Here is a 15,324-nt window from a genome sequence, read left to right as displayed (position 1 = left end):
AAGGAGAGTCATCATGCGGATCCTGTTTTTCCTGCTCACGATCCTGCCCGCGACGCTGCTCGCAGAGTCCCACGGGCTCTCGAAGCCGATCTACGAGGGGAAGGTCAAGATCATCTATCCCCGCGTCGCCATGCGGGACGGGGTGGAGCTGGCGACCAAAATCACCATGCCGGACGCGGAAGGCCGTTTTCCCGCCGTCATGATGTACCACCCCTACCGCGGGGTGAGGGAACCCTTGCCCGACTATCGGGACGAAAGGCCCATGCTGGTGCCGTATCTGGCGGAACGGGGCTACGCCATCGTCCAGTACGACGTCCGCGGCACGGGCAACTCCGGCGGATGGAGCAAGGACATCTACTCCGACGACGAGAGGCGGGACGGCTACGAGATGGTGGAGTGGATCGCTCGTCAACCGTGGTCCAACGGCAACGTGGGGATGACCGGCATTTCCTACGGCGGCGTGGTGCAGTGGCAGGTGGCGGTCCAGAATCCGCCCAGCCTCAAGACCATTATCGTGCGCTCGGCCAACGACAGCGTCTACACCGAGTGGACCTATCCCGGCGGCTCTCTTCGCCCATACATGTTCGACACCTATTCACCCCTCATGACGGCCTACAACTTCGCGCCCCCCGATCCCGAAATCGTCGGTGAGAAGTGGAGCAAAATCTGGCAGACGCACCTGGACAACAACCAGCCCTGGGGAATCGGATACATCTCTCACCAGCAGGAAGGGCCGTACTGGCAGGACCGGTCATTGTCGGCCGACTACAGCCGGGTCAAGTGTCCGGTCTTCGTCATCGCCGGCTGGGCCGACGTCTATCCGACGGCCCTGCTGCGGGCCTTTTCCAAGCTGGAAGTCAAGCACAAGAAAGCCCTGGTGGGACCCTGGCGGCACATCTGGGCCGAGAACAAGAAGACGGTGCCCGGTCCCCGGATCGACGGCCGGCCCATCATGTTGAAGTGGTTCGACTATTGGCTCAAGGGGATCGACAACGGGGTGCTGGAGGAGCCTCCGGTGACGGTCTTCGTCCGGGAATACGATCCTCCCTCTCCCGTCATGCCCATCGAGGAGCCCGGTTTCTGGCGCTCCGAACTGGAATGGCCCATTGCTCGGGAGCAGCCCACCAGGATGTACTTTCACCCGGACGGCAAGCTGAGCCGGACGGCTCCCGGGGGATCGGATGAGGAAGGAGACCGCCTTGAGTACAAGCCCACCGTGGGGGTCACCTCGGGAATCCACTGGGGGGGAGGGATTCTCCCCTGGGGCAACCCCATCGACCAGCGGGCCGACGAAGCCTACTCCCTGACCTACACCACGGAACCATTGGAGGAACCGCTGGAGGTTTCGGGCACGCCACGCGCCATGCTGCACATCTCCTCCACGGCCGAGGTTGCCTATTTCCGCGTGAAGCTCATCGACGTGGCGCCGGACGGGACCTCCAAGCTGGTCCGTTACGGCGGCCTGAACGCCGCGCACCGGAAGTCTCATTTCGATCCCGAACCGCTCCGGCCCGGAGAGGTGCACGAGGTGCCGGTGGAAGTGAAGGTGATGACCTACGTGTTCGCTCCCGGGCACCGGGTCCGGGTGGCCATCGCCAACGCCGACATCCAGAACGCCTGGCCCACGGCCCTGCCGGCGGTGAACACCGTGTACCGCAACGGCCGTTACCCGTCTCACATCGTCCTGCCGGTGATCCCGGAACAGAATCCCAAACTGCCGGAGCCCGAGTTCGTGAACCTGCCCAACGCCGACCCCAAGGTGGCGCTGGATCAAGAGAAACCGATGGCGTACTCCATTACCCAGGACCTCGTTGCGGAAACCACGACGGTCCGGCTCGGCAAGGAAAGAAAGGGTAAACGGGGCGACGCCGAGCAATACATGAAGCTTTTCTCGAGTTTCACCGTGTCCGAAAAGAACCCGGCCAACGCGGCGCTGAAGGCAGAGGCCACGCTGTCGATCACGCGGCCGGAATCGGAAGTCAAGATCGAAGCGAACGAGTTGACCTCCAGCAACAAGGCGGCATTCCGTCACCTGGTGGAGATCGAGATCACCGTCAACGGGAGGAGACACTTCAACCGGAGTTGGTCGGTCACCATTCCACGAAGACTGAACTAGCGTGCCGCAGATCCTGTGTTCCGCAGCCAGAGGGAGAGGTGTTCCATGTCGTGTTATCCCAGGATTCCCATCCCGTCCGTACCCGTTGTCCTCCAGGTTCTGATCTTCATGACGGCAACCGGACTGGCGTCGGGTCCCTGGTTCGTCAGCAACGATCCCTCCTGGGTGGACAAGCTCTCGCAACCCCGATACGGCATCCACTTCGAACATGACGTCAAGGTCCGCATGCGGGACGGCGTCCGGCTGTCGGCCAACATCTGGCGGCCCAAGGCGGATGGGAAGTTCCCGGTGATCTTCGTCTACATGCCTTATGACAACACCCGGAAGTCGGAGTTCTTTCAGGGGGACATCATCGGCCGCGCCCAATACTTCGTACCCCGGGGATACGTCTTCGCCTGTATCGACGTCAGGGGGCGTTACGATTCCGAAGGGGAATCCTACCTCTACTGGGACCCGAAGTGGCGGGAAGGAAAGTTCGACGGACAGGATGTCTACGACTGTCAGACCTGGCTCGGAGAACAGCCCTGGTCCACGGGAAAAATCGGGATGTGCGGCGGTTCGTATCTGGGATTCGTGCAGTGGATGGGCGCCACCGAAGCGAACCGCTACCTCACGGCCCTGATCCCGTATGTGACTCCCGACGACCATTGGGACAACGTGTACCCCAATGGCGCGTTCCAACTCTCCAACAGCCTCAACCTGCTGGCATTGCTCGGCAACCTGACGGCCAACAACAACGACGGCCTCCGGAACGATTTCCTGGACTGGGACAAGCTGTACCGTCACCTTCCCATCCGGACCATGGACCAGGCCATGTTCGGGCAAACCGACATCCTGTGGCAGGACCTGGTGGATCATCCGGACAACGACCACTACTGGCGGTTCAGCGTGGGAGACCGTCCCCGGGCCGGAGAGATGGGCGCGGGACAGTACCACAAGGTCCAGGTGCCGACCCTCAACATCACCGGCTGGTACGACCAGGTTTCCCAGGCCACCATCAACGGTTACCTGGGCATGGTCCAGTACGGCCCCGAGAAGATTCGCGGCCAGCATCGCCTGCTCGTCGGTCCCTGGAGGCATGGGGTGGGACCCCGGGAGGTGGGCGATCTCGACTATGGTCCGGAGGCGGACGTGGACTTTCGTCCCATCGAGCTTCGCTGGTACGACTACTGGCTCAAGGGCATCGACAACGGGATGATGGACGAGCCGCCCGTCGACATCTTCGTGATGGGGGAGAACGAGTGGCGCACTGAGCACGAATGGCCCCTCAAACGTGCCCGGATCACGAAGTACTACCTCCACAGCGGCGGGCAGGCCAACAGCCGCTTCGGCAACGGCACTCTGAGCACCCGGCCGCCGTCCCAAGAACCGGCCGATGTCTTCGCCTACGATCCGGACGATCCGGTTCCGACCTACGGCGGCAACGTGAGCATGTACCCCTCCACCGGGGGGCCCCGGGATCAGAGGGCCATCCAGCGGCGGGACGATGTGCTCGTCTACACCGGCGAGATCCTGGCAGAGGAGATCGAGGTGACGGGTCGGGTCCTGACCCTGCTCCATGCCGCCTCCAGCGCGACCGACACCGACTTCACCGCCAAGCTGGTGGACGTCCACCCCAACGGCTACGCTCAATTGCTGGCGGAGGGGATCATACGGGCCCGCTATCGGGATTCGTTCAAGAAGCAGACGCTGCTGGAACCGGGCAAAGTCTACGAATACACCATCGATCTGTGGTCCATCAGCCACGTCTTCAAGCGTGGGCACCGGATTCAACTGGAGATTTCGAGCAGCAACTTTCCGAAGTACGACCGCAATCCCAACACCGGCCAAAAGTTTGGTGAAGACGCGGAACTGAGAAAGGCGACGCAGACGGTTCATCACGATGCCGCCTACCCGTCGCACATCGTGCTTCCGGTGATTCCCTGAGAAATCGATTCCGAGAGGAGCTATATTCTTCCCGAGTCAAGGAGGTCGGCGAGATGCATAAGACAGCGGATGCGGTAGTGATCGGAGGGGGAATCGCGGGCGCAAGCGTGGCCCATTTTCTGGCCCGAAAGGGATTCAAAAAGGTCGTCTTGCTTGAGAAGGGCCGTCTGGCCGGCGTGAGCACGGGCCGGTCGGCCGCCGTGGTCCGGACCTACTACTCCAACCCCATCACCGTGAAACTGGCGTGGCGCGCGGTGCAGATGTTCGAGAACGACCGGGAGGCGCTGGGAGGCGATTCCGGGTTTCGGCAGATCGGATTTCTCCTCCTCTTGGATGAGGGATGGAAGATGGCCGGTGACCAGATACTGGAGATGGAGAGCACCCACGGCGTCGAGGTCCGGGAACTGTCGCGGGAAGACATCCGGGAACTCGCGCCGCCGCTGAACCTGGAGGGGATCGTCCGCGCCATCTTCGAGCCTCGCTCCGGCTGCGCGGATCCGATCCGGACGACCGAGAGCTTGGTGAACGGAGCCCATCAGTGGGGTCTGACGGCGCACGTGGGAGTGGCGGCCACCGGCATCAACCTCGACGGCGGCCGCGTCCGCTCCGTGGAGACGGAGCAGGGAACCATCGACACCCCCGTGGTGGTGAACGCAGCCGGGCCCTGGGGGCGGCAGGTGGGCCTTTGGGCCGGCCTCAACTACTCTGTCCGCTGGAGCCGGGAGACGGACCTGATCGTGACTCAGCCGGGTGATTTCGGCCCTCTTCCCGTCATTTCCGATCCCCCGCAACGCGCCTACTACAAGCCTCACGCGGACAACACGATGCTGGCCGGACTCGGCTACCCCAAAGAGGTGGAGCCGCTGAACATCGATTCGTACAACGAGGACCTGGACGCGGATCAGCGCGGGCGGATCGAGGCCTGCCTGTTCAAGCGGATTCCCGTGCTTCGGGAGATGGAATACCACCACGGATACGCGTCCATCTATACGATCATGGACGACTGGCACCCGGTCGTGGGACCGGAGCCCCACATCGAGGGCTACTACGCCTTCTTCGGAGGCAGCGGCCATGGCTTCAAGATCGGCCCGCCGCTGGGTGAGGCGCTGGCGGACATCATCGCGGGTGACGAACCCGAGATCGACATTCACCAGTTTCGGCCGTCCCGCTTCCTGGAAGGGGAGACCTTCTCCTCGGCCTGGGGAGGCGGAAACCGGGGTTGAAGGGAACGAAATTTCCAAGGGGGAACGATGGAACCCGATAAGACCGAAACCCGGGACGACAGGGGAGAATCCTATCGGTACGCCAGCCATGAGCTCGACCTGATGGACCGGGTCGAGTTGCCGCGGCTGAACCCCTGGTTGAGCCTGGCCCTGCTGGTCCTGGCCGGTTTCGCCTACGTCTGGATCTGGGGAGTTCTCCTGCGAGGATAAGCGATGGAAGAGTTCCAGCCCTCCTGGTGGCTGATCGCAACCTACCTGCTCCTGATGTTCGGGATCGGCATCTGGGCCGCCCGGACGCGGGTCGGCCGGATGGAGGACATGGCCGTCGCCGGCCGCAGCTCCGGACCCTGGTTGATCGCCTTCTCGGTGGCCGCAACCTGGATCAACGGGACCACCCTGATCGGGATCTCGGGAGTGGCCAAGGACTTCGGCTTGAGCGCCTACTGGACCGGCGGTTCATTCGTCCTCGCCACCATCTGGATGTCCTACTACGTGGTCCCGCGCCTTCGGGCCACCCGAATCATCACCGTTCCCCAGCTCTTCGAGCGCTTCTACGGCCCCCGTCACCGCCTCGTTTCCCTTTCCCTCATCATCCTTCGGGACTTGGGCGCCACCGCGGGAGTCATGGGTTCCCTGGCCGTGGTCACTTCCAGCATCCTGCAGATCTCGCTGCTGCAGTCCCTGGCGCTGGTCGGGGCCTTGACCCTGGTCTACGTCTTCCTGGGTGGGATGTGGGCCATCCTGGTGACGGACGCGATCCAGTTCTTCATCGTCTCCATCGGATCCGTCGCGCTCGTGGTTTTCGGTTTTCTGGGCGCCGGAGGTTTTTCCGTACTGCGGTCCATCGAGGACCCGGACTTTCTCGGCAGCTTCGGCACCGGCGGTCCCAGCCAGGTCATCGCCTGGGTCATCATCGGCATATCCATCACCTTCGGCTATCAGAGCGTGATTCAGCGGGGGTTGGCAGCCTCCAGCACGGCCGCCGCCCACAAGGGATTCCTCTACGGCGGGATCATCTCGACGATCTGGTACATGGTTCCGCCGCTGATCGGCGTCTTGGGGCGGGCCCTCTACGGAGCGGACATCTCCGGCGACGACGTATTCCTCCAAATGACCTTCGGCGTGGCCGGGGGGCAATTGGGCAGCATAATCATCGTGGGGATCCTGGCCGCCAGCATGTCCACTCTCGACTCCACCATCAACACCATCGCCTCCAACTTCACCATCGACATCTACAACCGGTTCCTCAATCCCAACGCCAGTCCCAGGGCTCAGCTCTGGCTCTACCGCCTGAACGTCATTCTGGTCGGCGCGCTGGCCGCCGCCATTTACTACGTTTTTCCCTTGATGATCGAACTGTTCTGGCTGGGCGGACGGATCATGGGAGCTTCGGTGGCGCCCGTGGTGGCGGCGATGGTCCTGTTTCCCCGAGTCCGGCGGGCTCCCAGAACCGTTCTCACCTCCATGCTGACCGGAGCCAGCGTGATCATCCTCTACCAGGTCCTGGGAAGCGTCCAGGAGGTGGGCACCATCGTGGTCGTCTGGACCATCGATCCCATTCTGATCGGGGTGCCCATCACTGTCTCGCTGCTGGCGCTCGGAACCTGGTGGGAGACGCGCGATGCGCGTCCGATCCGACCGGACTCGTCAGAGCCGTAACCGGCGGACCAGGTCCGGGTCCGGATTCAGCAACCTCAAACAAGGAATTCGCCAGTGACCGTCAAGACCAAGTTTCTTGTTCTCGCCATGCCATGGTGGATGATGACGCTCGGGGCATCGTCTTGGACACAGCAGGCCGCAGGCGGCAGGCCCGGCCCCATGCTCCACACCGAAAAAACCGTGGTCGCCGAGTCGCCCGATCCGGGGAGGCTGTTCGTCTACGAACCGGCGCTGGTGAAGCTTCCCAGCGGCCGGCTCTTGGTGACCTTCGAACACACCCTGATTGACGCGAACGCCCAGGTGCCTCGCCGGTTTCGGCTGGCCGTCAGTGACGACGGAGGCCGGACCTGGCGGCAGCTTCCTCCGCTCGATCTGCACTCCGCGCAGCCGTTCGTGCATGAATCCAAGTTGTATCTTCTTGGAAATCTGGCCATCCGCCGGAACATCGTGATCCTGCGCTCCAACAACGAAGGACGATCCTGGACGGAGCCGGTCACGTTGTTCGAGGGAAGCTACTGGAACGCGCCCACCGGGGTCCTGATCAAGGACCGGCGCCTCTACCGGTCCTTCAACCTGCACCAGGACGCCGACGGCACGCCGAATCTGCGAAATTACCAGGGGTGCGTGGTCATTGCCGGGGACCTCTCACGGAATCTGCTGGACAGGTCCGCCTGGCGAATGTCCGACCGGCTGGACTACCCGGGCACCCCGCCGCTCTTGACCCGCGTGCCGGCTGCCGGACGACGCCCGGACCACTGGCTCGAATCAAACCTGGTGGAGGTGAAGGGTGAGATCCGAGGTTTCCATCGGCTCCGCGTTCCCGGCGGAGCCGCTCAAGGTCTGACGCATCAATCCACCGCCGGACTGGCAGCGGTCACCGACCTCGCGGATGACGGGACGACCTTGAGACACACCTTCGGGCAGTTCTTCCCGATGCCTGGGGCGCAGAACAAATTTCACATCATCCGCGACGAACCTTCCGGGTTGTATTGGATGGCGGGCAACATCCCCGTCGATTCGCTGGGCGGCGCCCCGGGGGGCGACGATCGGCGGATTCTGATCCTGATGTACAGTGTCGACGCCCACAACTGGTTCCAGGCCGGCTGCGTGGCCATGACCAGGAAGCCTCGCGAAGCTTACAACTACGCGTCTCTGCTGCCGGAAGGGGATGACCTGCTGCTGGCGGTGCGGACGGCGCTGGGAGGCCGGCATTCGCAGGCCAAGAGTACGCACATCACGTTTCACCGCGTCCGGGGCTTCCGGTCGCTGGCCCTGGATCTTCCCGGCCGCCGCGACGCCGGCGATTGACGTCTGCTCAACGGAGGTCAGATGCCTCTCCCCGTGCCGGCCACAGGATTTGCGTGAGACGTGACGGCGCCTTTCGGCGAACAGAGGAGGTAGCAACCATGCGGGTGTTTCAGCCATTCCAAATGGAACGGATGATGTCCCGGTTCGAGAAGGAGGTGAAATTCAATCTCTCAGAGAGCGGCGCCCATCCGGTCCTGCTCCGGGAGCTCGTCGATCGGGAGAACGGCACTCTTGAGGGCTTGCTGGACACCGATCTGAACTATCCCCACACCAACGGAATACCTGAGCTTCGGCGGAACATTGCGCGGCTCTATCCGGGCGCAACGCCTGAGAACGTCCTGGTGACGGTCGGTGCCATCGAGGCCAACTACCTCGTGATCAGAACCCTTCTGGACCCCGGCGACGAGATCGTCGTCATGCTCCCGAACTACATGCAGATCTGGGGACTGGCGAAGAACCACGGCCTTGCATTGAAGACCTTTCATCTGCGGGAGGAAACGGGTTGGGCGCCGGATCTGGCCGAACTGGAGTCAATGGCGACGGCCAACACCCGGCTGATCGCGGTATGCAATCCCAACAACCCGACCGGGCGCGTTCTGACCGAATCCGAAATGGAAGCCGTCATCGAGATCGCTGACCGGTCCGGAAGCTGGATCCTGGCCGATGAAGTCTATGCCGGGGCCGAGCGCGTCACCGACCAGGAGACGCCGACCTTCTATGGAAGGTACGACAAGGTCCTGGCAACGGGGAGCCTGAGCAAGGCCTACGGGCTTCCGGGCCTGAGGATCGGCTGGGTCGTGGCGCCGGGCGGCATCGTGGACGAATTCTGGGCACGGCATGAATACACGACCATCAGCGCGACCATGCTTTCCAACCGGCTGGCGGCCCTGGCCCTGTCTCCCGAAGTCCGCCCCTGGCTGGTGCGCCGCACCCGTTCCTACATCCGTCGAGGTTATCCCATACTCCGAAGCTGGATGGACCGGCATCCGGGCACCTTCAGCCTGAGGCCGCCGGACGCCGGGGCGATCGCCTTCATTCGTTACCATTTGGAGATCAACTCGACCCGGCTGGCCCGGCGGCTCGCCTTGGAAAAGAGTGTCCTGATCATGCCGGGAGATCACTTTGGCATCGATCACTTCCTGCGCGTGAGTTTCGGTCTGCCGCACGGTTACCTGAGCCCTGCTCTGGACCGAATTCACGATATGATCGAGGAACTGAAGGTTCGATGAAAGGAGCGGGAAAAGCCATGGCCTCGAGATCCCAGGAGGATCACCCATGATCACACGTCTCAGGACGCCGATTGCGGTTTTCGCGCTCGTGGGCTTGTTTTCGGCGGGAGCCGGGATCCTGACGGCCGGAACTTCGGGTGTGCCGGATCCACCGGTCCTGCTTCCCGACGGGACGGAGTTCCAGACCTGGGAAGATGTGACCGAGTACCGGCGGGTCTACTACGTGGACCAGCGGCACCCCGTGGCGGCGGACGACAACCCTGGCACCGAAGAGGCCCCTTTTCTGACGATCCAACGTGCGGCGGACGTGGTCCGGCCCGCAGAAAAGGTCTTGATCAAATCGGGCCTCTACCGTGAGTGGGTCCGGCCGCGGCGGGGGGGCACGGGCCCGGACGGCATGGTCAGCTTCGAGGCGGCGCCGGGCGCGGAGGCCGTCATCAGCGGGTCCGAGGTGCTGAGGGCCGTGTGGAGCAACTCGGGACGGTCCAAGTCGGCCAACGTCTGGAAGGCGGATCTGCCCCCCGAGTTCTTCGGCGACAACCACCCGTTTGCCGCCGTCAACACTTCAGACGCCGACTTCGCGGTCATGCGCTGGGCCCGGGCGGAGCGGGGACGGATCCCCCACACCCTGCCGCGAGCCATGGTGTTTCAAGACGGGCGGCGCCTGACCCAGTTGGCCCGGATCGAGGAGTTGCACCGGGTCGCCGGCACGTTCTGGATCGACGGCGAGAACCGGCAACTGCACCTCAACCCGTTCGACCGCAGGGACCCCAACACCCGGCAGATCGAGGTGACCACACGGCAGTTCCTGATCAACCCCCTGGTGAAGGGGATGGAATACATCCGGATCAAGGGGCTCACGTTCGAGCATGCCGGCAACGGATTCATCCGCTCCGGAAACGGCGCCATCACGACCTGGGGCGGCCGCCATTGGATCATCGAGGAAAACACCGTCCGGCACGTCAACGCGGTGGGCATCGAGATCGGCGCGTTCACCGAAGAGGGCCCCAACGCGGGGAACCGGAACGAGCTGGCGAAGACGACGGGAGACCACCTGGTGCGCCGCAACCACGTGTACGACTGCGGCACCGGCGGCATTCAAGGAACCGTCGTCTCCCGCAGCCTCGTTTCCGACAATCACGTCCACGACTGCGGTTGGCAGGACGTCGAGCGCTACTGGGAGGTGGCGGGCATCAAGCTCCTGATCATGCTGGATTCCGTCGTCACCCGGAATCACGTTCACGATTGCTATGCCTCGTCGGGAATCTGGATCGATTTCGCGAACCGGAACACGCGGGTCACCCGGAACCTGATTCACGACATCTCCAGTTACGCCGGGGGGCTCTTCTTCGAGGCCTCCAACGTCATCAACCTGATCGATCACAATGTCGTCTACAACGTCCAGGGCTCCGGTTTCTACCTGCACGACTCCGACCGGCTCCTGGTGACCCACAACCTGCTGGTGAACTGCGCGCCGTACGGCATCCGCATGACGAAGACCAAAACCCGGGACCGGGTAGGCGTCTCCAAGCACAACCGCGTGATCAACAATGTCGTCGCCGAGTGCCCGGTGCCGTTCGAATACGCCAATACGGAGAACGTGTCGGATTACAACATCGTCTCGGGGGCAGGACAGAACTTCAGCTTGGCCGAATGGCAGTCGACCGGCCTGGACTCCCACAGCCGAACGGCAAACCTCGACATTGCCATCGGACCCGAGGACGGGATCCTGTCCTGGTCGGCTCGGAAAGACGAGGTCCTGAAGGTGACCCGCGACGAACGGATGGGTTTCGACTACTTCGGCCGCAAATACCCCGGCGGTGTGATCGCAGTGGGACCCTTCATTGAAGGTTGGAGTCCGGCCCACCGCCGGTTGAAACTCGTTCTCATCAAATGAGAACCACCGGGCAGCGTCACCGCCGCTGGCGGGACCCGGCAAGACGGCCACGCCGGCTTCGCGTGGACTGGAGATCCACTGCCGTTCCGGACGCATCCAGGACGACGCCGTAGACGTCCCGGGCCCGATCCCGCGTCACCTTGCCTTGGGCCACGTCTTCCAGCACTCGCTCGGGGTCCCGCTCCAGTGGAGTCCCGTAGCCACCGCCGCCCGGCGTCCGGTAGCTGATGACGGAGCCGGGCTGGAGCTGCAATGTGACCTTGGATGGGAGTTCCTTCGCTTCTCCGTCCGGGTTGAGAATGTACCTGGAGGGAGATCCGCTCCCCCCTCCGAACAGCCCCCAGGGCGCAAATTTCCGGTTGTCGGAGAAGACCGTCAGCGTGGCCTCGTGGCCGGGGAACTTCCAGTCGCGGCGCAGACCCAATCCTCCCCGGTAGCGGCCGGCCCCTTCCGAGTCCGGAATCAGCTCGTAGCGGGTGATCAGGAAGGGCAGATTGTTCTCAGTCTCCTCGATGGCTGAGTTCTCCGTGTTCTGGATATGGGACTGGACGGCGTCCATTCCGTCCTTGGTGGGAAGGCCTCCCCATCCGCCGGCCATGGTCTCGATGAAGGTGTAGTACTCACCGGTGCGGGGATCGGTTCCCCCGCAGGCCATGTGGCAGTTGATGCTCTTGGTGCTGGCCATGACCTTGTTCGGCATCGCGTCCGAAAGGGCCTGGAAACCCAGACAGCACAGCCGCATGACCACTTCCCAGCCGCCGACCACGCCCACCGGGGGAGTTGCATTCACCACCGTTCCCGGAGGCGCCTTCACGTCGATGAGCCGGTAGAAGCCTTCGTTGGTGGGAATATCGGAATCGATCAGGCACTTGACGACGTAGGCCAGGGGCGAATAGGTCTGGGTCAAGGTGGCGTTCATGGGAGAGCTGCGCTGGTCGTCCGATCCGGTGAGATCGAACGAGACCCGCCCCTTCTTGATCTCCACCTTCAGCGCCAGCCGGATCGGCCGGTCCGTCACCCCGTCATCGTCCAGCAGGGTTTCGGTTTCGTAGACTCCATCCGGGAGTTTCGAGATCTCGGCCCGGGCCCAGCGCTCGGTGTACTCGATCAGCTCATCGACGAAGATCTCCATCGACTCCGCGCCGAACCTGGAGAGAATCTCGGCCATCCGTTTCTGTCCCAGCAGCGAGGCGGCGATCTGGGCCCGAAAATCCCCTGTGGACTGCCGTGGCGAGCGGATGTTGGCCAGGATGAGGCGGAAGACGTCGTCGACGATCTCCCCCTCGGAAACCAGCTTGGCCGGGGGAATGATGATCCCTTCCTGGTAGAGCTCCGTGGAAATGCAGTAGCCACCCGGCGCATAACCGCCGATGTCCACATGGTGCGCGATGGTGGCCGCGTACCCGTGGATCTGCCCGCCGCTGAAGAAGGGGGCCATGATGGCCACGTCGTTGAGGTGGACGCCGCCCCGATAGGGGTGGTTCATGACCAGGGCGTCGCCTGGACGAAGTTTCTCGATCCCGTATTGCCGGATGGTGTTGGGGATCATTCTGGACATGGAGGCCAGATGCACCGGCTGGGAGAAGGACTGGGCGATGATGCGGAGCTTGGAGTCGAACAGCGCACAGGAGAAGTCGGAACGGGTCTTGATGTTGGTGGAGTAGGCCGCCTTTCTCAGGGCGGCGCCCATCTCGTCGGCGGCGGCTTCGAAGGCGCTGCGAATGACTTCGAACCGGATGGGGTCCATCCTGAGTGCCGCAGCCTTTTTTCCCGTCTCATGGCTCTTGCTCATGGCTGTCCGTCCTGGATCAGAATGTTGCCGTGGAGGTCGACGTCCGCCTGGTAGTCCGGATGGAGGACCACGGTCGAATCCACCTCCTCCACGATGGCCGGCCCCATGATGCGGTCTCCTGACTTCAGGCGATAGCGATCGTAGACCTTGCACGGGACCGCACCACCACGCTCGGCAAAGTGGACGGGCCGTTCATTCTTGACGGCATCGCCGGCGTCACCCGTACCGGTCTCGAGCCGGCGCAGGCGCGGCTGCCGGATCCTCCCGACGGCGGTCAGCCTCAGTGCCACCGCTTCCGTCGGTTCCGTGTCGTCGGCATAGCCGTAAGCCCGCTCGTGTTCCTTGTAGAAGGCCTCGTTCACGGTTCTTTTGTCGCCCTCCGTCAGGTCTCGACCAGGAATCTCGATCTTCAATTCGTATCCCTGACCCACGTACCTCATGTCCAGATAGTGGGCAAAGGTGACGTCTTCCCCGGAAATGCCCTCGGAGAACAGGACATCCCGGCCACGTTCGGCCAATTCGGAGAAGGACCGGTTGAGAAGCTCGAGATCGAGTGAATCGATCTGCTGATGAAAGGCGCGGACATAATCGTGCTTGATGTCGCTCACCAGCAATCCCAGGGCGGAGGTCACCCCCGGGCTCATGGGAATGAGCACCTTGGGAATCCCCAACTCCCGGGCCAACCCGTTGGCGTGCATGGGTCCGGCGCCCCCGAAGGCGACCAATACGAAGTCCCGTGGATCGAAGCCCCTTTGAACCGAGATGGTCCGGACCGCGCCGATCATGTTGGCGTTGGCGATCTCGATGATCCCGTTGGCCGTCTCCACCACGCCCAGTCCCAACCGGCCGGCCAGTTGTCGGACCGCCGCTTCCGCCAGCTCCGGATCGAGCGTCTGTTCTCCCCCGATGAAATAGTCCGGGTTGAGACGTCCCAGCACCAGGTTGGCGTCGGTGATGCACGGTTCCTTCTGGCCCTTTCCGTAGCAGGCGGGGCCCGGATCGGCGCCGCCGCTTCGCGGCCCGACCCGCAACGCGCCTCCGGGATCGATCCAGGCGATGCTCCCGCCGCCGGCGCCGATCTCCACCAGGTCGACCACGGGAGTCCTGACCGGGTATCCGGCTCCCTTGCTCTCCGCCACGGCGGCGCTGCCGACTTCGAAATGGGGCGCGATCTTGACGTTTCCCCCTTCCACCAGCCCGAGCTTGGCGGTGGTGCCTCCCATGTCGAAACTGATGACGTCCCGGGTCCCCACCAGTTCTCCCAGGTAACGCGTCGCGATGACCCCGGCCGCCGGTCCCGATTCGATCAGGTGGACCGGTTCCCGCTTGGCCACGTCCGAGGCCATGACCCCGCCGGCCGAGGTCATGAGGTGCAACCCCACGCCGACACCCAAACGGGCCAACCGGTTCTCCAGGTTCTCCAGGTAGCGGGTCACGATGGGCATCACCACGGCGTTGATGGCGGTGGTGCTGGCGCGAAAGTACTCCCTCATCTCCGGACAGAGATCGGACGAGATGGACAGAAACACTCCCGGCAATTCCTCCCGAAGGAGGTCGCGAACCCGTTTCTCGTGCGACGGGTTGACGTACGAATGCAGCAGGCAGACGGCCACCGACTCGACGGCGGCCTCCTTCATGCGGCGGGCCACTTCCCGCGCCGATTCCTCATCCAGGGGAGTGAGGACCTGGCCGGCGTAGTCCAGGCGCCCCGGCACTCCGTAGCATCGGTTCCGCGGAATCACCGGCTTCGGCTTCTCGCAAAAGATGTCGTAGAGTCTGGGCCGGATCTGCCGGGCGATTTCCAGGACGTCCCGAAACCCCTCGGTGGCGACCAAGGCTGTCCGGGCGCCCTTCCCCTCAATGAGTGTATTGGTCGCCACAGTGGTCCCATGGACGTTGTAGGAGACGTCCGCGGCGGCCACCTTGGATTCTTTCAAGGCACGTTCCACCGTGTTCAGAAATCCCACCGAGGGATCGCTGGGAGTGCTGGCCATTTTCACGAGCCGCAACTCTCCGGTGGACTCGTTCATCATGACCAGGTCCGTGAACGTTCCCCCGATGTCCACACCGATTCGATAGCTGTCCATGTCCTTGACTCTGAGCCGGCGTCACCCTTCCGGGGCCCGTATCGGCGCTTTCCCAGCCGGCACGTTACGATACCGCAATCGAACCCG

Annotated in this window: 10 protein-coding genes; 8 read left to right on the top strand and 2 right to left on the bottom strand. The window is 63.3% G+C overall.

The annotated features are described in order from the left end of the window. Nucleotides 1–13: 13 nt before the first annotated feature. The 8 genes from OXT71_02975 to OXT71_02940 all read left to right on the top strand — a co-directional run bounded on the left by OXT71_02975 (nt 14) and on the right by OXT71_02940 (nt 11,358). The gene (locus OXT71_02975) at nt 14–2,116 is read left to right on the top strand and encodes a CocE/NonD family hydrolase (protein MDE2925340.1); all 2,103 of its coding nucleotides are present in this window, start codon (nt 14–16) and stop codon (nt 2,114–2,116) included. A 45-nt stretch (nt 2,117–2,161) separates the two neighbouring features. After that, the gene (locus OXT71_02970) at nt 2,162–4,042 is read left to right on the top strand and encodes a CocE/NonD family hydrolase (GenBank protein ID MDE2925339.1); all 1,881 of its coding nucleotides are present in this window, start codon (nt 2,162–2,164) and stop codon (nt 4,040–4,042) included. A gap of 53 nt (nt 4,043–4,095) precedes the next feature. Further along, nucleotides 4,096–5,265 carry an FAD-binding oxidoreductase gene (locus tag OXT71_02965; protein ID MDE2925338.1) on the top strand — a complete coding sequence of 390 codons (1,170 nt, stop codon included), beginning with the start codon at nt 4,096–4,098 and terminating at the stop codon, nt 5,263–5,265. 27 nt (nt 5,266–5,292) lie between these two features. Next, nucleotides 5,293–5,475 carry a hypothetical protein gene (locus tag OXT71_02960; protein ID MDE2925337.1) on the top strand — a complete coding sequence of 61 codons (183 nt, stop codon included), beginning with the start codon at nt 5,293–5,295 and terminating at the stop codon, nt 5,473–5,475. 3 nt (nt 5,476–5,478) lie between these two features. After that, on the top strand, nt 5,479–6,924 hold the full coding sequence (locus OXT71_02955) for a sodium:solute symporter family protein (protein ID MDE2925336.1): 1,446 nt from the start codon (nt 5,479–5,481) through the stop codon (nt 6,922–6,924). A gap of 54 nt (nt 6,925–6,978) precedes the next feature. Then, entirely contained in the window at nt 6,979–8,232 is a 1,254-nt protein-coding gene (locus tag OXT71_02950) for a sialidase family protein (GenBank protein MDE2925335.1), read from the top strand. A 98-nt stretch (nt 8,233–8,330) separates the two neighbouring features. Beyond that, nucleotides 8,331–9,461, top strand: a complete 1,131-nt coding sequence (locus OXT71_02945) for an aminotransferase class I/II-fold pyridoxal phosphate-dependent enzyme (GenBank protein MDE2925334.1) — start codon at nt 8,331–8,333, stop codon at nt 9,459–9,461. A gap of 46 nt (nt 9,462–9,507) precedes the next feature. Further along, nucleotides 9,508–11,358, top strand: a complete 1,851-nt coding sequence (locus OXT71_02940) for a right-handed parallel beta-helix repeat-containing protein (GenBank protein ID MDE2925333.1) — start codon at nt 9,508–9,510, stop codon at nt 11,356–11,358. Nucleotides 11,359–11,374: 16 nt separating this feature from the next. Here the strand turns inward: OXT71_02940 and OXT71_02935 are convergent, their stop codons facing one another. Together OXT71_02935 and OXT71_02930 are read right to left on the bottom strand one after the other, a co-directional pair. Next, the gene (locus OXT71_02935; protein ID MDE2925332.1) at nt 11,375–13,150 is read right to left on the bottom strand and encodes a hydantoinase B/oxoprolinase family protein; all 1,776 of its coding nucleotides are present in this window, start codon (nt 13,148–13,150) and stop codon (nt 11,375–11,377) included. Then, nucleotides 13,147–15,237 (bottom strand): hydantoinase/oxoprolinase family protein, encoded by a 2,091-nt coding sequence (locus OXT71_02930; protein MDE2925331.1) that lies wholly within the window; start codon nt 15,235–15,237, stop codon nt 13,147–13,149. The genes OXT71_02935 and OXT71_02930 overlap by 4 nt, the downstream gene beginning before the upstream one ends. Nucleotides 15,238–15,324: the final 87 nt, after the last annotated feature.

The sequence above is a fragment of the Acidobacteriota bacterium genome (assembly GCA_028874215.1).
Lineage (GTDB): Bacteria > Acidobacteriota > UBA6911 > RPQK01 > JAJDTT01 > JAJDTT01.
This window is presented reverse-complemented; position numbering and strand designations above follow the sequence as displayed.